Source organism: Microbacterium indicum DSM 19969, from assembly GCF_000422385.1.
In the GTDB taxonomy this organism is placed as follows: domain Bacteria; phylum Actinomycetota; class Actinomycetes; order Actinomycetales; family Microbacteriaceae; genus Microbacterium; species Microbacterium indicum.
Map to the genome: position 1 here is coordinate 1 of NZ_AULR01000019.1, position 19,910 is coordinate 19,910.

The 19,910-nt window shown below is 73.1% G+C and carries 23 protein-coding genes; 15 read left to right on the forward strand and 8 right to left on the reverse strand.

Annotated features, from left to right (window positions below):
* Together H576_RS16450 and H576_RS0111640 are read right to left on the reverse strand one after the other, a co-directional pair.
* Positions 1-239: helix-turn-helix domain-containing protein (locus H576_RS16450; RefSeq protein ID WP_156888216.1), on the reverse strand; the 239-nt coding region annotated here is incomplete at its 3' end.
* Positions 240-391: 152 nt separating this feature from the next.
* The gene (locus H576_RS0111640; protein ID WP_029151078.1) at positions 392-853 is read right to left on the reverse strand and encodes a nitroreductase family deazaflavin-dependent oxidoreductase; all 462 of its coding nucleotides are present in this window, start codon (positions 851-853) and stop codon (positions 392-394) included.
* Positions 854-1,031: 178 nt separating this feature from the next.
* Between H576_RS0111640 and H576_RS15620 the strand changes: the two genes are divergently transcribed.
* The 6 genes from H576_RS15620 to H576_RS0111670 are packed head-to-tail and all read left to right on the forward strand — an operon-like array spanning position 1,032 to position 6,732.
* Positions 1,032-2,492 carry an adenosylhomocysteinase gene (locus tag H576_RS15620; protein WP_051172702.1) on the forward strand — a complete coding sequence of 487 codons (1,461 nt, stop codon included), beginning with the start codon at positions 1,032-1,034 and terminating at the stop codon, positions 2,490-2,492.
* Positions 2,489-3,799 carry an amidohydrolase family protein gene (locus H576_RS15625; protein WP_036320753.1) on the forward strand — a complete coding sequence of 437 codons (1,311 nt, stop codon included), beginning with the start codon at positions 2,489-2,491 and terminating at the stop codon, positions 3,797-3,799. Before H576_RS15620 ends, H576_RS15625 begins: the two co-directional genes overlap by 4 nt.
* Entirely contained in the window at positions 3,796-4,236 is a 441-nt protein-coding gene (locus tag H576_RS0111655) for a cupin domain-containing protein (RefSeq protein ID WP_029151079.1), read from the forward strand. The genes H576_RS15625 and H576_RS0111655 overlap by 4 nt, the downstream gene beginning before the upstream one ends.
* A 53-nt stretch (positions 4,237-4,289) precedes the next feature.
* Positions 4,290-5,147 (forward strand): ABC transporter substrate-binding protein, encoded by an 858-nt coding sequence (locus H576_RS0111660; RefSeq protein WP_029151080.1) that lies wholly within the window; start codon positions 4,290-4,292, stop codon positions 5,145-5,147.
* A gap of 5 nt (positions 5,148-5,152) precedes the next feature.
* Complete coding sequence (locus H576_RS0111665; RefSeq protein ID WP_245559179.1) at positions 5,153-6,007, forward strand: amino acid ABC transporter permease; 855 nt, start codon at positions 5,153-5,155, stop codon at positions 6,005-6,007.
* The gene (locus H576_RS0111670; RefSeq protein ID WP_036320757.1) at positions 6,004-6,732 is read left to right on the forward strand and encodes an amino acid ABC transporter ATP-binding protein; all 729 of its coding nucleotides are present in this window, start codon (positions 6,004-6,006) and stop codon (positions 6,730-6,732) included. Before H576_RS0111665 ends, H576_RS0111670 begins: the two co-directional genes overlap by 4 nt.
* A 50-nt stretch (positions 6,733-6,782) precedes the next feature.
* On the opposite strand, the gene cysK is transcribed toward H576_RS0111670, so the two are convergent.
* Complete coding sequence (gene cysK, locus H576_RS0111675) at positions 6,783-7,724, reverse strand: cysteine synthase A (RefSeq protein ID WP_029151082.1); 942 nt, start codon at positions 7,722-7,724, stop codon at positions 6,783-6,785.
* 189 nt (positions 7,725-7,913) lie between these two features.
* Entirely contained in the window at positions 7,914-8,759 is an 846-nt protein-coding gene (locus H576_RS0111680) for a nuclease-related domain-containing protein (RefSeq protein WP_029151083.1), read from the reverse strand.
* Between the two features lie 158 nt (positions 8,760-8,917).
* Here H576_RS0111680 and H576_RS0111685 point away from each other — a divergent pair, with 158 nt between their 5' ends.
* Positions 8,918-9,247: a hypothetical protein gene (locus H576_RS0111685; RefSeq protein WP_029151084.1), complete on the forward strand. Its 330-nt coding sequence runs from the start codon at positions 8,918-8,920 to the stop codon at positions 9,245-9,247.
* Between the two features lie 21 nt (positions 9,248-9,268).
* Complete coding sequence (locus tag H576_RS0111690; protein WP_029151085.1) at positions 9,269-9,703, forward strand: hypothetical protein; 435 nt, start codon at positions 9,269-9,271, stop codon at positions 9,701-9,703.
* Positions 9,704-9,710: 7 nt separating this feature from the next.
* Here H576_RS0111690 and H576_RS0111695 read toward each other — a convergent pair whose 3' ends face one another.
* Positions 9,711-10,469: an LLM class flavin-dependent oxidoreductase gene (locus H576_RS0111695; RefSeq protein ID WP_029151086.1), complete on the reverse strand. Its 759-nt coding sequence runs from the start codon at positions 10,467-10,469 to the stop codon at positions 9,711-9,713.
* An 88-nt stretch (positions 10,470-10,557) separates the two neighbouring features.
* Positions 10,558-11,073 carry a hypothetical protein gene (locus H576_RS16165; RefSeq protein ID WP_029151087.1) on the reverse strand — a complete coding sequence of 172 codons (516 nt, stop codon included), beginning with the start codon at positions 11,071-11,073 and terminating at the stop codon, positions 10,558-10,560.
* Positions 11,074-11,161: 88 nt separating this feature from the next.
* Between H576_RS16165 and H576_RS0111705 the strand changes: the two genes are divergently transcribed.
* The 3 genes from H576_RS0111705 to H576_RS0111715 all read left to right on the forward strand — a co-directional run bounded on the left by H576_RS0111705 (position 11,162) and on the right by H576_RS0111715 (position 13,529).
* Positions 11,162-11,674 (forward strand): MarR family winged helix-turn-helix transcriptional regulator, encoded by a 513-nt coding sequence (locus tag H576_RS0111705; RefSeq protein WP_029151088.1) that lies wholly within the window; start codon positions 11,162-11,164, stop codon positions 11,672-11,674.
* 351 nt (positions 11,675-12,025) lie between these two features.
* Complete coding sequence (locus H576_RS0111710; protein WP_029151089.1) at positions 12,026-12,649, forward strand: FMN-dependent NADH-azoreductase; 624 nt, start codon at positions 12,026-12,028, stop codon at positions 12,647-12,649.
* A gap of 58 nt (positions 12,650-12,707) precedes the next feature.
* The gene (locus tag H576_RS0111715) at positions 12,708-13,529 is read left to right on the forward strand and encodes a hypothetical protein (protein ID WP_156888217.1); all 822 of its coding nucleotides are present in this window, start codon (positions 12,708-12,710) and stop codon (positions 13,527-13,529) included.
* A gap of 7 nt (positions 13,530-13,536) precedes the next feature.
* On the opposite strand, the gene pgm is transcribed toward H576_RS0111715, so the two are convergent.
* Together pgm and H576_RS0111725 are read right to left on the reverse strand one after the other, a co-directional pair.
* Positions 13,537-15,177 (reverse strand): phosphoglucomutase (alpha-D-glucose-1,6-bisphosphate-dependent), encoded by a 1,641-nt coding sequence (gene pgm, locus H576_RS0111720; RefSeq protein ID WP_029151091.1) that lies wholly within the window; start codon positions 15,175-15,177, stop codon positions 13,537-13,539.
* Between the two features lie 63 nt (positions 15,178-15,240).
* Positions 15,241-15,804: a DJ-1/PfpI family protein gene (locus H576_RS0111725; RefSeq protein ID WP_029151092.1), complete on the reverse strand. Its 564-nt coding sequence runs from the start codon at positions 15,802-15,804 to the stop codon at positions 15,241-15,243.
* 196 nt (positions 15,805-16,000) lie between these two features.
* Between H576_RS0111725 and H576_RS15635 the strand changes: the two genes are divergently transcribed.
* The 4 genes from H576_RS15635 to pheA are packed head-to-tail and all read left to right on the forward strand — an operon-like array spanning position 16,001 to position 19,910.
* Positions 16,001-16,564 carry a hypothetical protein gene (locus H576_RS15635; RefSeq protein ID WP_211215813.1) on the forward strand — a complete coding sequence of 188 codons (564 nt, stop codon included), beginning with the start codon at positions 16,001-16,003 and terminating at the stop codon, positions 16,562-16,564.
* Complete coding sequence (locus tag H576_RS0111735; protein ID WP_029151093.1) at positions 16,561-18,153, forward strand: GMC family oxidoreductase; 1,593 nt, start codon at positions 16,561-16,563, stop codon at positions 18,151-18,153. Before H576_RS15635 ends, H576_RS0111735 begins: the two co-directional genes overlap by 4 nt.
* 14 nt (positions 18,154-18,167) lie before the next feature.
* On the forward strand, positions 18,168-18,965 hold the full coding sequence (locus H576_RS15640) for an IclR family transcriptional regulator (protein ID WP_051172705.1): 798 nt from the start codon (positions 18,168-18,170) through the stop codon (positions 18,963-18,965).
* Between the two features lie 9 nt (positions 18,966-18,974).
* Positions 18,975-19,910 (forward strand): prephenate dehydratase, encoded by a 936-nt coding sequence (gene pheA, locus H576_RS0111745; protein WP_029151094.1) that lies wholly within the window; start codon positions 18,975-18,977, stop codon positions 19,908-19,910.

Here is a 19,910-nt window from a genome sequence, read left to right on the forward strand (position 1 = left end):
ATGGCCTGCTGTTTGATCTCGTCGCCCAGCTTCGACGGGCTCGACTTCGGGCGACGCGACTTCGGCTCGAGCGCCGCCGCCGGTCCTTCCTCGACGGCTCGCTTGCGGATCGCGTAGAACGTCTTGCGGGAGATGCCGTGCTCGGCGCAGAACGTTCTCACCGCCCCGCGAGGGGCATCATCGGGCCACTGCGTGATGGCGAGACGGACACGGGGATCAACGGGCTCAGACGGGGTCACACACCAATCCGACCGGCCGAAGTGTCACCACCAAGACCCTGAGAAGCGTCACCGATGTCCTGATGCAGAACTGTCACCGAAGTCCTGCGAGATGACATTTTCCCCACGCGAGGCGTGGGGAAAACACGGAGAAAAGGAGACTTCGAGGGCGGTCAGGCCGCGGCGGGCTCCAGCACGGCGACGTCGGTCGGGGTGGTGCGGCGCGCGGCGAGGCCCTCGAGGTCGGGGTTGTCGGCGGTCCACGCGGACCAGAGCCGCTCGCGCTCGTCGCCGTCGGCGCGGCGGGCGATCATGGGGCGCGAGGATCCGTCGGCGAACATCACCGTCGTCGCCAGGTCCGCCCGCAGGTTGAGCCACCAGGCTGGGTGGCCCTCGCCCAAGCCGTTCATCGCGAGGGCGTGCACGCGGTCGCCGTCGGGGAAGTAGGCGACGATCGCGTCGCGCGGCTCGCCGGAGCGGCGGCCCGTCGTCGTGGTCTTCATGGCGCCCCGGGTCTCGCGGCCGCCCGGCTCCCACAGGCCGCGGCCCGGGCCGCGACGCGCGATGAGGCGGTGCACCTTCCACGCCGTCGTCAAGACGAACCGCGGCGGAACGAACGCCGTCTTCGAGACCATGCGCCCAGGCTCCCATTCCGGAACCCCGGCCGCACGTGAACGTCGCGTGAATGCCGCGCCCCGCCCCGCCGACTCTCCATTTCTCCGTGTTTTCCCCACGCCTCGCGTGGGGAAAACACGGAGAAATGGAGACTTACGCGGGCGGGGGCACGGAGGGGCGCCCGCCTAGGATTGGCGCGTGGACGAGACGCGCGACGCCGAGGCGATCCTGCGGCGGGTCGCGCGAGACACGAACCTGCTCTTCGCCGCGCGGCCCGCCTCCGTCGCGCGCGGCACCTCCCACGAGCCCGTCGCCGCGCGGGTCGACGCGATGCTGCGGGCGCTCGGTTCGCTTGCGGACGCGGAGGGCGCGCCCGGATCCCTGACCTTCGCCTTCGACCGCCTCGCACCGGGAACGGATCCCACCGGCGTCCCTGTCCTCCTCGACGGACGCCCCCTTCCCGACCGCGGCGACGCCGCGGGGCGCATCGCCTTCGCGGCCGAGCGCATGCCCGTCTCCGCGGCGATCGCGGCGGAGACCGACCTCGCGGGCCTCCGCGTCGGCGTCTCGATGGTGCTCGAGCCCAAGACCGCGAACCTCGCCCTCCTGCTCCGCCGCGCGGGCGCCGCGGTCTCGGTCTACGCGCACCCCGACGAGACCGACGCCGCGGTCGCCGACGCCCTGCGCGTCGAGGGGATCCCCACCACGGCCGACCCCGCTCTGTCCGGCGCGTCCGAGCGCGCGGCCGCCGAGTCGTTCCTCCGCGCGGGGTTCGACGTCCTCATCGACGACGGCGCCCACCTGATCCGGCTCGCCCACGAGATCGACCCCGCGATCCCCGGGGCCTGGATCGGCGCGAACGAGGAGACGACGTCGGGCCTCACCCCGTTGCGCCGCATGGCGGAGGCCGGGCTCCTGCGCACCCCCGTCATGGCCGTCAACGACGCCGCCGTGAAGAAGCGCTTCGACAACCGCTACGGCACGGGCCAGTCGTGCGCGCTCGCGATCGGCGACCTGCTCGAGCGGGCGGGCGGATCCGTCCGGGACCAGCCCGCTGTCGTCGTCGGCTACGGTCCCGTCGGTCAGGGCGTCGCCGCCTGTCTCGCGGCGCTGGGCGCCGCGGTCCGCGTCGCCGAGACGGATCCCGTGCGCGCCCTCGAGGCGACGCACGACGGCCACGGGGTCGCGCCGCTCGCCGACGCCGCTCGCGGCGCGCTCGTCGTCTCGGCGACGGGTGCGCCCGGCACGATTCCCGCCGCGATCGCCGAGCGCGCCGCGGCGGTGGCCGTCGCGGGCGGTATCCCCGGCGAGGTCGACGAGATCCCCGGGCCGCGCACCGTCGTCGCTCCCGGGGTCGAGCGCCTCGCCTCGGGCGCCCTCCTGCTCGGCGGCGGCGGAGCGGTCAACCTCACGGCGGGCGAGGGCAACCCGATCGAGATCATGGATCTCTCGTTCGCGGCGCAGCTCACCGCGCTCGCTCAGCTCCTCCGCGAGCGGCCGGGCCCCGGCGTCCACGCCGTGTCGCCCGAGGCCGACGACCGCGTCGCGCGTGCGGCGCTCGCCGCCCGCGGCCTGCGGATCGACCGCGGATCCGCCTCCGCGGCGCCCGGATCCGTCGACTGGCGCTCGCCGCGCTACCCCTCGGGGCGGCGCGCATGACGGGCGTCACGGTGTACTCGGCCGGCCTCGTCATCCCGATCACGGCGCCCCCGATCCCCGGAGGCGCGATCGCGGTCGCGGGCGGGCGGATCCGCCACGTCGGCGACCGCGCCTGGGTGATCGCGGAGCTCGCGGCCCGCGGCGAGGCGTTCGACGAGGTGCACTGGCCAGGCGTCCTCATGCCGGGGCTCGTCAACGCCCACTCGCACCTGCAGTACACGGGCATGGCCGAGGTCGGTCGGGGCGGCTACGCGGGCTTCGGCGACTGGTCGGCCGCGTTCGACGCAGTCTACGCGGGCGGCCGCGACTGGCGATCCGACGCCGCGGCGGGCGCGCGCATGATGATCGAGGCGGGCACGACGGCTGTCGCCGACATCGTGACCGACGCCGAGGCGGGAGGCGCGCTGCACGAGGCGGGTCTCGGCGGCATCACGTACTGGGAGGTCATGAGCTGGACGGGCCCGGCCTGGGCCGCCACGGGGCGCGCGCAGGTCGAGGCCGCGCTCGACGCGCTGCCGTCGCCGCCCGGCACGGGCCTCTCCCCGCACGCGCCGTACTCGCTCGACGCGCTGCCGCTGCAGGAGATCCCCGACATCGTGCGCGAGCGCGGCGGGCGGATCCACCTGCACCTCGGCGAGGCCGCGTTCGAGCGGGAGGAGCTGCCGCCGCTGCGGGATCCGCTGCCCTGGCACGACAGCCTCCCGGGCAGCTTCCGCGAGCTGCGCGGCGCCGGGTACGGGACGGGCGCCACGGAGTTCGTCGATCGCCTCGGCGTGCTCGGCCCCGACTGCCACATCGCCCACGGGGTCTACATGACGTCGCGCGACCGCGCCCTGCTCCGCGCGCGCGGCACCTCCGTCGCGCTCTGTCCGCGCTCGAACGCCGTCATCGGCCTCGACGAGCCGCCCGTCGCCGCCTACCTCGTCGAGGGGAGCGGGATCGCGGTCGGCACCGACTCGCTCTCGTCGAGCCCCTCGCTCGACCTCCTCGCCGACGTCGCGGCCCTGCACCGCATCGCGCGCGCCCAGGGGTACACCGACCGGGATCTCGCCGAGCGGCTCCTCCGCGCCGCGACGCTCGGCGGCGCGCACGCGCTCGGGATCGACACGGGCCCCGATCGCACGGGCTATCTCGCCGTCGGGGCGCTCGCCGATCTCGCGTTCCTCGACGCACCGACCGTCGACGCCGTCGATGCCGTCGAGCTTCTCGCGTCCGACGGCGCGGGCCGCGTCGCCGCGACCCTCATCGCGGGCGTCGCCCGCCACACGTCCCCGACATTCGCCGACACGACAGGAGTGCGCGCATGACCGCAGCCCGCCCCGCGACCGCCGACATCCTGGGCCTCGAGCCGCACCCCGAGGGAGGGTGGTTCCGCCGGACGTGGACCGGCCGCGACGGCGTCGACACCCCCGCGGGCCCGCGCCCCGCCGTGACCGGCATCCACTACCTGCTGGCGCCGGGCGAGGAGAGCGCGTGGCATGTCGTCACGAGCGACGAGGTCTGGCTGTGGCACGGTCCGGGATCCCTCGAGCTCTCGCTGGGCGGATCCGGCGAGCGCCCCGGCGACGCGACCGTCGTCGTCCTCGGGCCCGATCTCGCGGCGGGCGACCGGCCGCAGGTCCTCGTCCCCGCCGGCACCTGGCAGGCCGCCCGCCCGCGTGCCGATCGCGAGGTGCTCGTGAGCTGCGTCGTGTCGCCCGGTTTCAGCTTCGATGACTGGCGCCTGGCCCGTGATCTAACCTGATCGACACTGGCCGCACAGCACGGACGGTGCCACCTTCTTCCCTGGAGACCCCCATGACCCTCACCTCGCGTTCCCGCGCCCTGAGCTCGATCGCGCTGCTCGGCGCCGCAGCGCTCGGCCTCGCCTCCTGCGCCTTCGCCTCGGAGTCGTCCGACTCCGCCTCGTCCTCCGACGACGCCTCCCTGCCCACACTGACCGCGGGCACGCTCACGATCGCGACGGGCGAGCCCGCCTACGAGCCGTGGGTCGTCGACGACGATCCGTCGAACGGCGAGGGCTTCGAGGCGGCGGTCGCGTACGCCGTCGCCGAGCAGCTCGGCTTCGACGACTCCGACGTCGAGTGGGTCCGCTCGACCTTCGACAGCGCGATCGCGCCGGGCCAGAAGGACTGGGACCTCAACATCCAGCAGTTCTCGGTCACGGAGGAGCGCGAGCAGGCCGTCGACTTCTCGTCGCCGTACTACACGACCTCGCAGGCCGTCGTGACGTCCGACTCCTCCGCGGCGGCGGGAGCCACCACGATCGACGAGCTGTCGAGCTACGACATCGGCGTGATGAGCGGCACCACGAGCTACACCGTCGCCGCCGCCGAGCTCGGGGACGACGCGCTGAGCGTCTTCAACTCGAACGACGACGTCGTCCTCGCTTTCCAGTCGGGCCAGATCGACGCGTTCGTCGTCGACCTCCCGACGGCGTTCTACCTCTCGAGCGCCGAGATCGACGGCGGCACGATCGTCGGGCAGTTCGCCGACACGTCGGGCGGCGACGACCTGGCGTTCGTCCTGCCGAAGGACTCCGAGCTGACGGATCCCGTCACCGCGGCCGTCGACGCGCTGCGCGAGGACGGAACGCTCGACGAGCTGGAGCAGACCTGGCTCAGCGACGCCGTCGACGTGCCCGTCCTGGGCTGAGCGCCGTGACCGACGCCGCGTGGCAGCCGAGCGAGCTCGAGCTCGGCCGTCGCGCGACCCGGCGCCGCCAGTCGACCCGGTCGGTGCTCGTGGCGCTCGCGAGCACGGTCGTGTTCGCGGTCGTCGTCGGCTGGGTCGTCCTCTCGAGTCCCGGCTGGGAGGACGTCCGGCGCAGCTTCTTCGACCTCGATGTCGCCGCAGCGAGCCTGCCCGCCGTTCTCTCGGGCCTGTGGGTCAACGTGCAGGTGCTGCTCGTCGCGGCCGTCGCGGTCGCGATCCTCGGCACCCTCCTCGCCGTGATGCGCTCGCTGCGCGGGCCGGTGTTCTTCCCCCTGCGCATGCTCGCGACGGGGTACACCGACCTGTTCCGCGGGATCCCCTTGCTGATCGTCCTGTACCTCGTCGGCTTCGGGATCCCCGCGCTCGACATCTTCGGGCGGGTCGAGTCGGCCCTCTGGGGCACCGTCGCGATCGTGCTGACCTACTCGGCGTACGTGGGCGAGGTGCTGCGGGCGGGGCTCGAGGCGGTGCACCCGTCGCAGCGCGTCGCGGCCCGCTCGCTCGGCCTGAGCCACGGGCAGGCGCTGCGGATCGTCGTGATCCCGCAGGGCGTGCGCAAGGTCGTGCCGGCCCTCATGAACGACTTCGTCTCGATGCAGAAGGACGTGGGGCTGATCTCGGTGCTCGGCGCCGTCGACGCCGTCCGCGCGGCGCAGATCGAGGTCGCGCACACCTACAACTTCACGCCGTACGTCGTCGCGGGGCTGCTCTTCGTCGTCATGAGCCTCCCGATGATCCGCCTCACCGACTGGGTGACGGCGCGGCTCGCGCGGCGCGAGCAGATGGGAGGCGTCGTATGAGCGTTCTCGACGTCCAGGGCGTGCGGAAGGACTTCGGCGAGCAGCAGGTGCTGCGCGGCGTCGACCTGTCGCTCGAGCGGCACGAGGTCGTCGTGCTCATCGGGGCATCCGGATCCGGCAAGTCGACGCTCCTGCGGACGATCAACCTCATCGAGCGGGTCGACGACGGGCGGATCCTGCTCGGCGGCGACGACATCACGGATCCGTCCGTCGACCCGGACGCCGTGCGGGCGCGGATCGGCGTGGTCTTCCAGCACTTCAACCTCTTCCCGCATCTGCGGGTGATCGACAACGTCACCCTCGCGGCGCGGAAGGTGCACGGCGTCGCGAAGGGCGTCGCGCGCGAGCGGGGGATGGAGCTCCTCGAGACGCTGGGCCTCGGGGCCAAGGCGCGCGAGTTCCCCGACCGGCTCTCGGGCGGCCAGCAGCAGCGCGTCGCGATCGTGCGCGCCGTCATGACGGATCCCGAGCTGCTGCTGCTCGACGAGATCACGAGCGCCCTCGACCCCCAGCTGGTGGGGGAGGTCCTGGATCTCGTGCGCGTGCTCAAGGACCGCGGGTCGACGATGCTCATGGCGACGCACGAGATGGCGTTCGCGCGCGAGGTCGCCGACCGGGTCGTGTTCATGCAGGGCGGGCGGATCGTCGAGCAGGGCACCCCCGCGCAGGTGTTCGACGCCCCGCAGCACCCCGAGACCGTGCGGTTCCTGGAGCGCGAGCGCTGAGCCGGCTGCCCGACCACCTCCCGCGCGGCTCCCGCCGATGCCGACGAAACTTACGCGGCGGGGGCCGGCTCGGGGTCCTTGTAGAGCGTCGTGGTGAGGTAGCGCTCGCCCGAGTCGGGGACGATCGCGACGATCGTCTGGCCCGCGTGCTCCGGGCGGCGCGACAGCTCGAGCGCGGCCCAGACCGCAGCGCCCGACGAGAAGCCCGCGAGGATCCCCTCCCGCGTCGCGAGGTCGCGCGCGACCCGCACCGCGTCGGGGAACTCGACGTCGACGACCTCGTCGATCACGTCGCGGTCGAGGATCGGCGGGACGAAGTTCGGGCCGATGCCCTGGATCCGGTGCCCGCCCGCCTGCCCGCCCGTCAGCAGCGGCGAGTCCTTCGGCTCGACCGCGACGACCTTCACCTCGGGCTTGCGCTCCTTGAGATAGCGGCCGACGCCCGTCACGGTTCCGCCCGTCCCGACGCCCGCGACGAACACGTCGACGCCGCCCTCGGTGTCGGCCCAGATCTCGGGCCCCGTCGTCGCGACGTGGATCGCGGGGTTCGCCGCGTTCTCGAACTGCTTCGCGAGGATCGCGCCGGGATGCTCAGCGACGTACTCCTCGGCGACGCGGATCGACTCCGTCATCCCCAGGTGCGGGTTCGTGAGGATCAGCTCGGCCCCGAGCGCCTGGAGGATCGCGCGCCGCTCCTTGGACATCGACGCGGGCATCGTCAGGACGACCCGATAACCGCGCGCCGCCGCCACGAGCGCGAGCCCGATGCCGGTGTTGCCGCTCGTCGACTCGACGATCGTGCCGCCGGGCGCCAGCTCGCCCGACTCCTCGGCCGCATCGATCAGCGCGACCGCGAGGCGGTCCTTGACGCTCGACCCCGGGTTGTAGAACTCGAGCTTCGCGTAGACGGTCGCGCCGCCGTCGTTCACGCGGTTGAGACGGACGAGGGGCGTTCCGCCGAATGCGGCGGTGATGTCGTCGTAGCGGGTCACGGGTCGAGCCTATGGATCCGCGGCGCACCCCGGGGCCGATCGTGACGCCCCGTGTCGTCACCCCGCGTCACATCGGCCCGCACCGCCTCCCGGCCGCGTAGCGTCGAGGCATCGCGGCGATCCGGGCGGTCCCGGGGCGCGGGTCATACCGTCAGCCGTTGCGGGTTCGACTCCCGCCGTCGCGTCTCATCACCCCAGCGGGATCCGCGCCCGGAGCCGGGTGCGGATGTCGAACAGCTCGACGCCGCCGATCCGCCGCGCGCTGGGCACGCCCCCGCGCAGCACGTGGGCGACGACGCCCTGCCCGACGACGAGCGTCGGGAGGGATCCCGCGAGCGGCGCCGCGGGGTCCTGCAGGTCGGCGTCGGGGAACGCCACGACGGCCCCACCGAAGCGCACCCCCGCGAGCTTCGCGAGATGACGGATTCGGTACTTCAGATCGGCGACCGGGGTGTCGGATCCGAGGATCTCGGCGCGGCGCAGACGGACGGGCCCGCCGAGGTCGAGCGACTGCACCGCGTAGAGGCCGGACGGGCTGAGCACGACGTGGTCGATCGCCCCGCCGCGCACCTCCACGTCGTGCCACACCGTGAAGCCCATGCCGAGCCCGTCGATCTCGTGACCCGTCGCCTCCTGCGCGAGCGCCCGGGCGAGGAGCGCGCGGATCTCCCACGGCGCCTCGCGGACCGCCGCCGCGGCGTACGGATCCGCGACCCCCGCCATGGCGCCCTCGTAGATCCCGCGCATCCGGCGGCCCGCGGTTCCGAACGACTGCGCCCGCACGCGGGTGTCGCGCGGCGGCAGCCACGCCGACGGCGTGTACTCGCGCTGCGCGTCGAACGCCGCGCGGCCCTCGGGGGTGCCGACGATCTCCCACGCCCTCTGCACCTGCACGAACAGCGCGGCGTCGCCCCCCGTGTCGGGGTGCGTCGCCCGCAGTCGGGCGCGGTGCGCTCGCCGCAGCTCGTCGGCCGACGCCGTCGCCGCGACGCCGAGCACCTCGTAGGGCGAGGTCGCGAGCGGGCTGTCGAACATCGTCTCAGCGTATCGAGCGGCGGATCGTGACCGGGAGTTCACCCGGGTGCGGTGGGATGACCACGAGATCAGAGAGCAGAGGAGATCGACATGCAGAAGCGGATCGCGGTGGCGGCGCCGTTCTTCGCCCGTGCGGGCGACGCCGTGCGGGTTTCTTCGTGGACGACAAGCCGATCGGCAGCACGTTCGCCGCGGCGTTCCGCTCGTCGAAGCTGCGCGCGGGGGACTCGCGCTTCGTGTTCAACGAGACGGCGCGCGCGTGGTCGGTGACGGCCGAGCAGTCGGAGTCGTCGCAGGGCGTCCGACTGCCGGGGCAGGCGAAGGTCTACGAGACGTCGCCGAACCCGCTCCTGCCCGTGCGGCGGATCTGGGTCGGGACCGTGATCGAGACCGCGATCGTCGCGATGACCGAGCACGTCGACTCCCAGATCGTCCTCGACGTCGAGCAGGAGATCGAGGTCGCGCCGGGCGAGCCCTGGATGCCGTGATCCCTCGTGCAGAATGAGGCTATGACCGACACGAAGAGCGGGTTCAGCGACGACGAGCGCGCGGCGATGAAGCAGCGCGCGGAGGAGCTGCGCAGCACCAAGGGGCTCAAGGGCGCGGCGAAGCTCGCGCGCGAGCTCGAGGCGTGCATCGAGGCGATCGACGGCCTCGAGGGCGTCGACAAGGCGATCGGGACGAAGTTCCACCAGATCGTGTCGGAGGAGGCGCCGCAGCTGGATCCGAAGACGTTCTACGGGTTCCCGGCGTACGCCCGCGACGGCAAGGTCGTGACCTTCTACCAGCCGGCGTCGAAGTTCGACACGCGCTACGGGACAGTGTCGTTCGACGAGGCGGCGGCGCTCGACGACGGCCCGATGTGGCCCGTGTCGTTCGCGGTGCTCGAGATCACGCCCGAGGTCGAGGCGCGCCTGCGCGAGCTCGTCCGCCGCGCGGCCTGATCCCGGATCAGCCCCGGATCAGTGGCAGGAAGTCCAGGAGCTCGTCGAGGGCGCCCGACGGCGTGATCGCCCGCAGCACGACCTCGTCGACCGCGTCGCGGTAGCGGGCGAGGCGCTCGCCGATCTCGTCGGTGGCCGACAGCGTCGTGTCGCGCGCCGCGAACCCGAGGCGCGCGAAGTTCGCGGCGTACGCGGGGAGCTGCGCGTAGGCGTCGGCCTCGCTCTCGAGGCGCGCGCGGGCCGCGGGATCCGCGTTCGTGCGGACGTACAGCGTCGCCGTCGCGCCCGGGTTCGCGGCGTGCAGCTCGTCGCGCTGCGCCGCGGCGGCGGCCGGGGTCAGCCAGTTGAGGACGATCCCGTCGGCGTGCTCGGCGGCGAGGGCGCGCATCCTCGGCCCCAGCGCGCCGACCGCGAGGCGGGCGGCCGTGCCCGCGCGCAGCTCGCCGAGCGCCGCACGGGTCGCGTCGAGCGCGCCCTTCCTCAGGCGGCCGGATCCGATCCCGAGGGTCAGGCGGTCCTCGGGGATCCCGAGCCGCGCGATCCCCGCGAGGATCTCGCCCGCGGGGCGGCGGTCGATCGCGATGACGCCCGTCGCGACGCGCAGATCCGTCGTCGCGCGCGCGGCCGCCGCGGCGACCTCGAGGGCGTCGTCGCCAGGGCCCTCGTTGATCCAGAGGGTGCGGAACCCCGCCTCCTCGAGCCGCGGCGCGAGGCGGGCGGCGAGATCGGGGCCTGCGGATCCGGCGATGCCGAGCGAGAGTGCCATGCCTCCAGGGTCGCATCGTTCAGGGGCCGGAGACGCGGAAGGCCGCGGGAGGGGTGATCCTCCCGCGGCCCGTCGGCGCGATCACGGCTCAGAAGCCGCGGCGGCCGTGGTGCCCGTGGTGGCCGTGGTGACCGAAGTCGCCGCCGAAGCCGAACTCGAACCCGCGGCGGCCGAAGGGCGGGCGGCGGAAGCCGGGCCCGTGCTCGCCATGCGGGGCGGGCTCGTCGTCGTCCTCGAGGTCGAGGGCCGTCGCGAGCTTCTCGAGAGTTGCGACGGTGGTGTCGAGATCCTCGGGGCTCACGGCGTCCTGGATCAGCGCGTCGACGCCGGCGAGGCCGTCGGCGAGGCGCTTCTTCTCGGCGGTTCCGGCGTCGGTGAGGCGCCAGGTCCCGTCGATCTCGGTGGCCCAGCCGTTGCTGGCCGCCATGTGGATCGCGCGGGCGCGGCGCTTGTCGCCGACCTTCTCGGATCCGTCGATCGCGCTGAGCGCGAGGAGCGCGCGCGGGTCGGCGTCGCCGTCGGCCATGCGGCTGCGCAGACGGTGGTGGACCACGGCGGCCCAGCGGGCGAGGGAACGTGCGGAGGTGGTGTCGATGGTGCTCATCGGGTGTCCTTTCGTATGCATGTCAAATGACATGTATGTACTGTGACATGCATTCTGATCCATGTCAAGTGACATGTAGTCTGGATCCGTGAACGACGCCGACCGGATCGCCTCCGCCCTCGCCCGCCTGCGCGGGGGGATGCGCCCGCCGTTCGGCCCGGGGATGATGCCGCCCCACGGCGGCGCGCACGGCGGCGCGCACGGCGGTCCGCATGGTGGGCCGCACGGGCGCGGCGGACGGGGGATGGCGCTGATCCGGCTGCTCGACGCGCTCGCCGAGGCGGAAGAGCCGGTCTCGGTGAGCGTGCTCGCCGAGAGGATCGGCGTGGACCAGCCGCGCGCGAGCCGCCTCGTGCAGGGCGCCGTGCACGCGGGCTTCGCGCGGCGGGAGGCGGATCCCGACGACGCACGCCGCACCCTCATCTTGCTGACCCGCGAGGGGCGCGCGATGGCCGAGCGCATGCGCGGATCGCGCACCGACGCCGTCGCCGAGGCCCTCGAGGGGTTCACCGATGCCGAGCGCGCCCAGCTCGCCGAGCTGCTCTCCCGCCTCGCCGACGCCTGGCCGCACCGCCCCGGCCCCTGGGGCCCGCCCCGCTGATCGGGCCGCGGCCCCTTCCTCCCGCCGCCGGGCACGACTACGGCGGAATTCGCGCCGGGGGTCGGGACGCGCCGTGGGCGGCGCCCGCTCGGCCAGTTCTGCCGTGGTTGTGCCGGAGGGGCGGAGGGGCCGCGCGGTCGGCCGGTGCCGTCCGGCCGGACCTGCCGCCCGGCCGGGTTGCGTCACCTGCCCGGCGGGGTTTCGCCTCCCGGCCGCCCGAGTGTCGCCCCGCGCGGGGGCAGAAGTACGGCGGAAATCACGCCGGGGGTCGGGACACGCCGAGGTCGGCCCGGGGCTGGCCGGTTCTGCCGTGGTCGTGCCGGGGCGGACGGCGTGCGGGAGGATGGGCGCATGCCCCACCTCCTGCGCATCGACTCGTCCGCCGACCTGCGTCACTCCGACTCGCGTGCGCTCACGGCGCTGTTCACCGACGAATGGGCCGCCCGCGGCGCCGACCGCACCGTCACGCACCGCGACCTGCACGTGAACCCGCTCCCGCACCTCGAGGACGCGGGCCTGCATTGGACCCCGGAGACGCGCCTCGACGACGACGCCGTCTCGCGCGCATCCGAGCTGCTGCAGGACGAGCTCATCGACGAGCTGCTCGCGGCCGACGCCGTCGTCATCGGCGCGCCGCTCTACAACTACACGGTGCCATCGACGCTCAAGGCGTGGATCGACCGCATCCACATCCCCGGGCGCCTCGCGGGCGACGTGCGGCCGCTCGCCGGCCGCCCCGTCGTCGCGGTCGTCACGCGCGGCGCCGTCTACGAGGGCGAGACGGCCGGCTGGGATCACGGATCGCCCGTCCTCGATCTGATCCTGCGGGGTGCGCTCGGCATGGACCTCACGATCGTCACGCAGAGCATCACCCTCGGCGACCGCGCCGAGCCGCTGCGCCCGTTCGCCGCGCGCGGCCGCGAGGAGCGAGCCGCCGCCGCGGAGCGGATCTCCGAGCTCGCCCGCACCGTCTGACCCACGGCGATCGGGCATCCGTCTTCCGGCGGCGGAGCGTTGCGCATACGGTGGAGGCATGCGCAAGGCAGCTTTCGGAGTGGCGGCGGTGACCGGGATCCTCGTGCTCGCGGGCTGCGCCACGCCAACGGCACCGGCGGCGCAGCCGACGGAGGCCGCGACCGAGACGGCGTCGCCGACCCCGAACCCCATCCCGACCGCGACGGGCGGCCCCGTGCCGATGTTCCCCGTCGAGCTCGACGCCGACCGCGTCCCCGAGGCGTGGGACATCCCGCTCCCGAGCGGCGCCCCGTTCGACGAGACGCGCGTGCGGATCGACGCCGACGGGCAGCTGGCGGCCGTCGTGCTCGTCTCCGAGTCGGGGACCGCCGACGACCTCGAGACGTGGGCCCAGGACGTCGCCGACCAGTGGGCCGGCGAGGTGTGGAGCGACTCGCGCGGCGGCGAGACCGTGGTCGCCGTCGACGACCCCGGGACGACCGACGGGAACGCGGAGCGCAGGGCCGACGGCCGCACGAGCGACGCCGGCGTCGAGTACTCCTCCTACCTCCCGGCGGCGTTCGACCAGCTCACCGACGGATCCCCGACCGACATGTGGACCTCGCCGCTCCCCGCGGACGACGCGTTCGCGCCGAGCGACCTCTGGCGCACCTACAGCACGACGGATCCCACCTCGACGACGATCGAGGGATCGACGGAGGACGCGCAGGCGCTCGGCGAGTGGATCCGATCCCTCGACGGCTGGACGCTCGAGAGCGACGATTCCGACGACGAGACGGTCCAGGTCACGGTCGCCGACGACGAGGGCGCGACGCTCGAGCTCCTCGCCCCGTCGTCGCCCGACTACCCGACGCAGCTCACATACACGCCGGCCGAGTAGCCGCGGGTCAGCCGAGGACCGCGGCGACGATCTCGCGCGCCTCGGCCTGCACCTGCGCGAGGTGCTCGGGGCCCTTGAGGCTCTCGGCGTAGAGCTTGTAGACGTCCTCGGTGCCGGAGGGGCGCGCGGCGAACCACGCGAACTCGGTCTGCACCTTGAGCCCGCCGATCGCCGCGCCGTTGCCCGGCGCCTCGGCGAGCTTGGCGGTGATGGGATCCCCTCCGAGGGTCGACGCCGAGACGTCGGAGGGCGAGAGCGCCTTGAGCGCCGCCTTCTCCTCGGGCGCCGCGGGGGCGTCGACGCGCTGGTACGACGAGGCGCCGTACTCGGCCTCGAGCTCGGCGTAGCGCTGCGAGGGGGTCTTGCCCGTCACGGCGATGATCTCGGCCGCGAGGAGGCACAGCAGGATGCCGTCCTTGTCGGTCGTCCACACGGATCCGTCGTGGCGCAGGAACGAGGCGCCGGCCGACTCCTCGCCGCCGAAGGCGACGGATCCGTCGAGCAGCCCCGGCACGAACCACTTGAAGCCGACGGGGACCTCGAGCAGGCGGCGGCCGAGCGCGGTGGTCACGCGGTCGATCATCATCGACGACACGAGGGTCTTGCCGACGGCGGCGTCGGCGCTCCACCCGGGCCGGTGCGCGAAGAGGTAGTCGATCGCGACGGCGAGATAGTGGTTGGGGTTCATGAGCCCCGCGTCGGGCGTGACGATGCCGTGGCGGTCGGCGTCGGCGTCGTTGCCCGTGAGCACGTCGTACTCGTCGCGGCGGGCGACGAGCGACGCCATGGCCGACGGGGACGACGGATCCATGCGGATCTTCTCGTCCCAGTCGAGCGTCATGAACTTCCAGGTCGGGTCGACGTCGGGGTTCACGACCGTGAGGTCGAGGCCGTAGGTGTCGGCGATGAGCTGCCAGTACTCGACGGAGGCGCCGCCGAGCGGGTCGGCGCCGATGCGGACGCCCGCCTTGCGGATCGCCTCGACGTCGATGATGCTCGCGATGTCGTCGACGTAGGCGGCGCGGAAGTCGTACTCGCCGAGGGCGTCGTCGTCGATGTCGGCGTCGCGCACGCGCTTGACGCCCTCGAGGCCCGCCGCGATGTAGGCGTTGGCGCGGTCGGCGATCCAGCTCGTCGCGTCGGTGTCGGCGGGCCCGCCGTGCGGGGGGTTGTACTTGAAGCCGCCGTCGCGGGGCGGGTTGTGGCTGGGGGTCGCGACGATGCCGTCGGCCGCCGTCGGGTCGCCCGCCGCCTTGCCGCGGTTGTAGGTCAGGATCGCGTGGCTCAGGGCCGGGGTCGGGACCCACGCGTCGCGGCTGTCGACGCGCACGCCGACGCCGTTCGCGACGAGGACCTCGATCGCCGTCTTCTCGGCGGGGAGCGAGAGCGCGTGGGTGTCGCGGCCGAGGAACAGCGGGCCCTCGATGCCCTGCTCGTTCCGGTAGTCGACGATGGCCTGCGTCGTCGCGAGGATGTGCCACTCGTTGAAGCTCGTGGAGAGGCTGGATCCGCGGTGCCCGCTCGTGCCGAAGACGACCTGCTGCGACGCGACCTGCGGGTCGGGCCGCCGGTCGTAGTACGCCGCGATCAGCGCGTCGATGTCGGTGAGGTCGCTGGGCTCGGCGGGGAGGCCTGCTCGAGAGGTCATGCCTCCCAGTGTGCCAAAAGAGGCCCCCGTGCGCACAGACGCACAGGGGCCTCATGGGGTGGATCAGGCGAGCGGCGCCTTCTCGCGGAGCACCTTGATGAACTCGCGGAACCACGGCCCGTTGTCGTTCCAGGCGCGGGCGCTCACGAGCGCGCCGTCGACGAGCGCCTCGCTGTTCTGGTAGGTGCCGCCTCCCGCCTCGACGTCGGGCGCGATCTCGGGGAAGCCCGACACCGTGCGGCCGGCGAGCACGCCCGCCTTCGCGAGGATGATCGGGCCGTGGCACGTCACGGCGACGGGGGCGTCGGCGCCGAAGAAGTGCGCCACGATGCGCTTCACGTCGGGGTTGTTGCGCAGGTACTCGGGGGCACGGCCCCCGGGCACGACGAGCGCGACGTACTCGGACGGATCCACGTCGGCCAGCGCCACGTCGGCCGGCCAGCCGTGCCCGAGCTTCTCGGTGAACGTCTCGTAGCCGGGCTCGAAGTCGTGCACCACGAACTGCAGGCGCTTCTGGGTGGGGGCGGCGATGACGGGCTCGTAGCCCTCCTCGCGCAGCCGCTCGTAGGGGTAGAAGACCTCGAGGGTCTCCGAGAAGTCTCCCGCGATGATGAGGACCTTGGACATCGTCGTCTGCTCCGTTCTCGTGTGATCAGAAGGGGTCGCGTCGGTGCGACACCCTCAGATCAGCACTCCCGGATCCGGCCCGCGATCCCCGTTCTCATCCAGTGAGAACGCGTCTGGCCGGGTGCCGCGGGCCGCGCCGACAGTGGGATCACCGCGGCGAGGAAGCCGCGGCTGACCTCGACGAAGAGGAGGAATCGTGGCCTATCCCGCGAAGTTCCCACAGCTGAACGACACCGAACTCACCGAGCGCGCGGCCGACGTGCTCGTCCGGATCCTGCGGGTCGCGTTCCCGCACGAGCGGTTCCCCGACGGGCCCTATGAGCGCACGGCCGGCATCATCCTCGACGAGGCGCGCACCTCGACGTGGCTGCGCGTCGTCCTGACGCAGGGCCTCATCACGATCGACGGGCTCGCCGACGGCGACTTCCTCGCGCTCGGCGACGACGACGCGGTCGGCGTGCTGCGCACGATCGAGACGACCGACTTCTTCGGCTTCCTGCGCCGCACCGCCGTGCTCAACCTCTACGACGACCCCGACGTGTGGGCGGTGCTCGGCTACGAGGGGCCGTCGTTCGACAAGGGCGGGTACCTGAAGCGGGGCTTCGACGACCTCGACTGGCTGCCGGATCCGCGCATCGAGGAGTACGACGGCGAGGAGCTCGACCCGATGCCGTACGCGGGAGGCCCCGCGACGGGCACGGCGGCGGCGCGCGTGCAGCAGCCGCGCACGGCGGCGGCCGGGGCGGGGGTCGCACGATGAGCGGGCCCACCGAGAACCGGTTCGGCAAGCCGATCGACCGCGACGAGGACGCCGTCGTCATCGTCGGCTCGGGCGCGGGAGGCGGAACGCTCGCCTACGAGCTGACGCGGAAGGGGATCCCCGTCGTCGTCATCGAGGCGGGCCCGTACCTCGAGCCCGACCACTACGTCAACGAGGAGTGGCCGGCCTTCAACCAGATGGCGTGGCTCGACCCGCGCACGACGAGCGGATCCTGGCGCGTCGCGCGCGACTTCCCCAACCTGCCGGCGTGGATCGTCAAGGCCGTCGGCGGCACGACGACGCACTGGTCGGGGGCGACGCCGCGCTTCCACCCGCACGAGTTCCGCGCGCGCAGTTCGTACGGCCGCGTCGAGGGGGCGAACCTGCTCGACTGGCCCGTCGACCTCGCCGAGATGGAGCCGTTCTACGAGCGGGCCGAGGACGCGATCGGGTCGACGCACCGCGGCGGCCGCCCGCCGCTTCCCGCGAACAACAACTACAAGGTCCTCGCGGCCGGCGCCGAGGCGCTCGGCTACAAGCACTACGCGACGGGCCCGTACGGGACGAACGCCGAGCCCTACGACGGGCGGCCCGCGAGCATCCAGGACGGCTTCAACTTCCAGGGCGACAAGAACCGCTCGAAGTGGAGCACGGCGATCCGCGAGATCCCGCGCGCCCTCGAGACGGGGCTTCTCGACCTGCGCGCCGAGTGCCAGGCGGTGCAGATCGTGCACGACGCGAACGGCCACGCCGACGCCGTCATGTACATCGACTCCGACGGCGCGCTGCACCGCCAGAAGGCGCGCGTCGTCGTCGTCGCGGGCAACGCGATCGAGACGCCGCGCCTGCTCCTCATGTCGGCGAGCCCGTCGTTCCCCGACGGCCTCGCGAACTCGTCGGGCCAGGTGGGGCGCAACTACATGCGCCACCTCACGGGATCCGTGTACGCGCGCTTCGACAAGCCCGTGCACATGTACCGCGGAGAGACGATGGCGGGCCTCATCGCCGACGAGTCGGTGCACGACCCGCGCCGCGGCTTCGTCGGCGGCTACTACATGGAGACGATCTCGCTCGGGCCCGCGTTCCTCGCGAGCTTCGCGGATCCGGGTGCCTGGGGGCCGGGCTTCGCCGCGATCCTCGACGGATACGAGAACACGGCGGGCATGTGGATCGTGGGCGAGGACATGCCGCAGGAGTCGAACCGCGTGACGCTCAACCGCTCGGTGACCGACCGCTTCGGCCTCCCCGTGCCGAACGTCCACTACGACGACCACGACAACGACCTGCGCATGCGCACCTACGCGTACGAGCGGGCCGAGCTGCTCTACGAGGCCGTCGGGGCCGTCGCGGTGCACCGCACGCCGCCCTACCCCTCGACGCACAACCTCGGGACGGCGCGCATGAGCGAGCGGCCCGAGGACGGCGTCGTCGACCGGTGGGGGCGCGCGCACGACGTGCCGAACCTGTTCGTCGGCGACGGATCCGTGTTCACGACGGGCGCCGCGGCGAACCCGACGCTCACGATCGTGGCGCTCGCGATACGGCAGGCCGAGTTCATCGCCGATCAGATGCGACGCGGGGATCTGTGAGCCAGACTGCTGTCATGACGATGACGTCGAGGGGCGCTCCCACGGCAGGAGAGCGCCCCTCGGCGTCGATCACGATGCGGCCGCTGCGGATCATCGAGATCGTCGCCGACCGCGGCGGCGCGACGGCGCACGAGATCCAGGCGGAGCTCGGCTGCTCGCTCCCGACGGTGTACCGGCTCGCGCAGGGCCTCGTCGACGAGGGCTACCTCGTGCATCTCAAGGCCGAGGGGCGCTTCGAGCTGGGGTACGCGCTCAACCGGCTCGGCGTCGCGCTGCACCAGCAGCTCGGCACATCGCCGGGCATGCGGCGGATCGTCGACCGGCTGCACCGCGAGGGCGAGGTCGCGGCGTACTACGCCGTGTACCGCGGGGCCGACGCCGTCCTCGCCTACGTCGCCGACTCTCCCGAGCACCCGCGGCTGTCGGGCCTGAGGTTCGGGTTCCACGAGGCGATGCACGCGACGGCGTTCGGCAAGATCATCCTCGCGGGCATGACGCACGAGGAGCGCGACGGCCTGCTGGGGCACCGAGGCATGGCGCCGCTCACGCCGCACACCATCACCTCGCGCGCCGAGCTCGACCGCAACCTCGACCGCGTCGCGCAGCACGGCGTCGCGTGGGAGAACGGCGAGTTCGTCATGGGGCAGACCTGCGCGGCCGCCGCCGTGCGGTCGACCGAGGGGAAGGTCGTGGGATCCGTCGCGCTCTCGATGCGCTCGCACCGGCTGCCCGCGCGCGAGCACCGCGTCGTCCCCCTCCTGCTCGACGCCGCCGCGGCGGCGAGCGCGCTCGTGCGCGGGGCCGCCGCGTAGATTGAAGCCATGACTGCTGCAGGCGAGCCGCGCACGTACTCGTACCTCGGGCCCGCCGGAACCTTCACCGAGGCCGCCCTCGCGCAGGTCGAGGAGGCGCGCGGCCAGACGTGGAAGCCCGTCGCCAACGTCGGCGCGGCCCTCGACGACGTCGCGTCGGGCCGCTCGCACGCCGCGATGATCGCGATCGAGAACACCGTCGAGGGCGGGGTGTCGAGCGCGCAGGACGCCCTCGCGAACACCCCGGGCCTGCGGATCGTCGGCGAGTACCTCGTGCCCGTGCGCTTCGTGCTCGTCGCGCCCCGCGGCACCGCGCTCTCGGACGTCACCCACGTCGCCGCGCACCCCGTCGCCTACGCGCAGTGCCTCGAGTGGCTCGGATCGCACATCCCGGGGCACGCGCCCGTGGTCGCGGCCTCGAACGTCGCGAGCGCGATCGGGGTGCTCGACGGATCCCTCCCCGCCGAGGCGGCGATCGCGGCGCCCGGCGTCGTCGACCACTACGACGTCGACGTCCTCGCGGAGGGGATCGGCGACAACCCCGACGCCGTCACGCGCTTCGTCCTCGTGACCCGCACGGTCGCGCCCGCGCCGGCCACGGGATCCGACAAGACCTCGCTCGTCGTCGAGCTGCCGCAGGAGGTCCCCGGCGCCCTCGTCGAGATGCTCGAGCAGTTCGCGACCCGAGGGATCAACCTCAGCCTCATCCAGTCGCGCCCGATCGGCGACCGCCTCGGCCGCTACCGGTTCGTCATCGACGCCGACGGGCACGTCGCCGACGAGCGCATGGCCGACGCGCTCATGGGGCTCAAGCGCTTCAGCCCGCGTGTGCTGTTCCTCGGCTCGTACCCGCGGGCCGACCGGGTCACGGTCAGGCCCGAGCAGCGCTACAGCGACGACTCGTTCGTCGACGCGCGCGACTGGCTGCGCGAGATCCTCGCCTGA

Bases quoted from the DNA above. Each gene is read 5' to 3' on its own strand.
- H576_RS0111640 (WP_029151078.1), bottom strand. From the start codon at position 853: ATGGTCTCGAAGACGGCGTTCGTTCCGCCGCGGTTCGTCTTGACGACG.
- H576_RS15625 (WP_036320753.1), top strand. From the start codon at position 2,489: ATGACGGGCGTCACGGTGTACTCGGCCGGCCTCGTCATCCCGATCACG.
- H576_RS0111655 (WP_029151079.1), top strand. From the start codon at position 3,796: ATGACCGCAGCCCGCCCCGCGACCGCCGACATCCTGGGCCTCGAGCCG.
- H576_RS0111660 (WP_029151080.1), top strand. From the start codon at position 4,290: ATGACCCTCACCTCGCGTTCCCGCGCCCTGAGCTCGATCGCGCTGCTC.
- H576_RS0111670 (WP_036320757.1), top strand. From the start codon at position 6,004: ATGAGCGTTCTCGACGTCCAGGGCGTGCGGAAGGACTTCGGCGAGCAG.
- H576_RS0111680 (WP_029151083.1), bottom strand. From the start codon at position 8,759: ATGTTCGACAGCCCGCTCGCGACCTCGCCCTACGAGGTGCTCGGCGTC.
- H576_RS0111690 (WP_029151085.1), top strand. From the start codon at position 9,269: ATGACCGACACGAAGAGCGGGTTCAGCGACGACGAGCGCGCGGCGATG.
- H576_RS0111695 (WP_029151086.1), bottom strand. From the start codon at position 10,469: ATGGCACTCTCGCTCGGCATCGCCGGATCCGCAGGCCCCGATCTCGCC.
- H576_RS16165 (WP_029151087.1), bottom strand. From the start codon at position 11,073: ATGAGCACCATCGACACCACCTCCGCACGTTCCCTCGCCCGCTGGGCC.
- H576_RS0111710 (WP_029151089.1), top strand. From the start codon at position 12,026: ATGCCCCACCTCCTGCGCATCGACTCGTCCGCCGACCTGCGTCACTCC.
- H576_RS0111715 (WP_156888217.1), top strand. From the start codon at position 12,708: ATGCGCAAGGCAGCTTTCGGAGTGGCGGCGGTGACCGGGATCCTCGTG.
- pgm (WP_029151091.1), bottom strand. From the start codon at position 15,177: ATGACCTCTCGAGCAGGCCTCCCCGCCGAGCCCAGCGACCTCACCGAC.
- H576_RS0111725 (WP_029151092.1), bottom strand. From the start codon at position 15,804: ATGTCCAAGGTCCTCATCATCGCGGGAGACTTCTCGGAGACCCTCGAG.
- H576_RS0111735 (WP_029151093.1), top strand. From the start codon at position 16,561: ATGAGCGGGCCCACCGAGAACCGGTTCGGCAAGCCGATCGACCGCGAC.
- H576_RS15640 (WP_051172705.1), top strand. From the start codon at position 18,168: ATGACGATGACGTCGAGGGGCGCTCCCACGGCAGGAGAGCGCCCCTCG.
- pheA (WP_029151094.1), top strand. From the start codon at position 18,975: ATGACTGCTGCAGGCGAGCCGCGCACGTACTCGTACCTCGGGCCCGCC.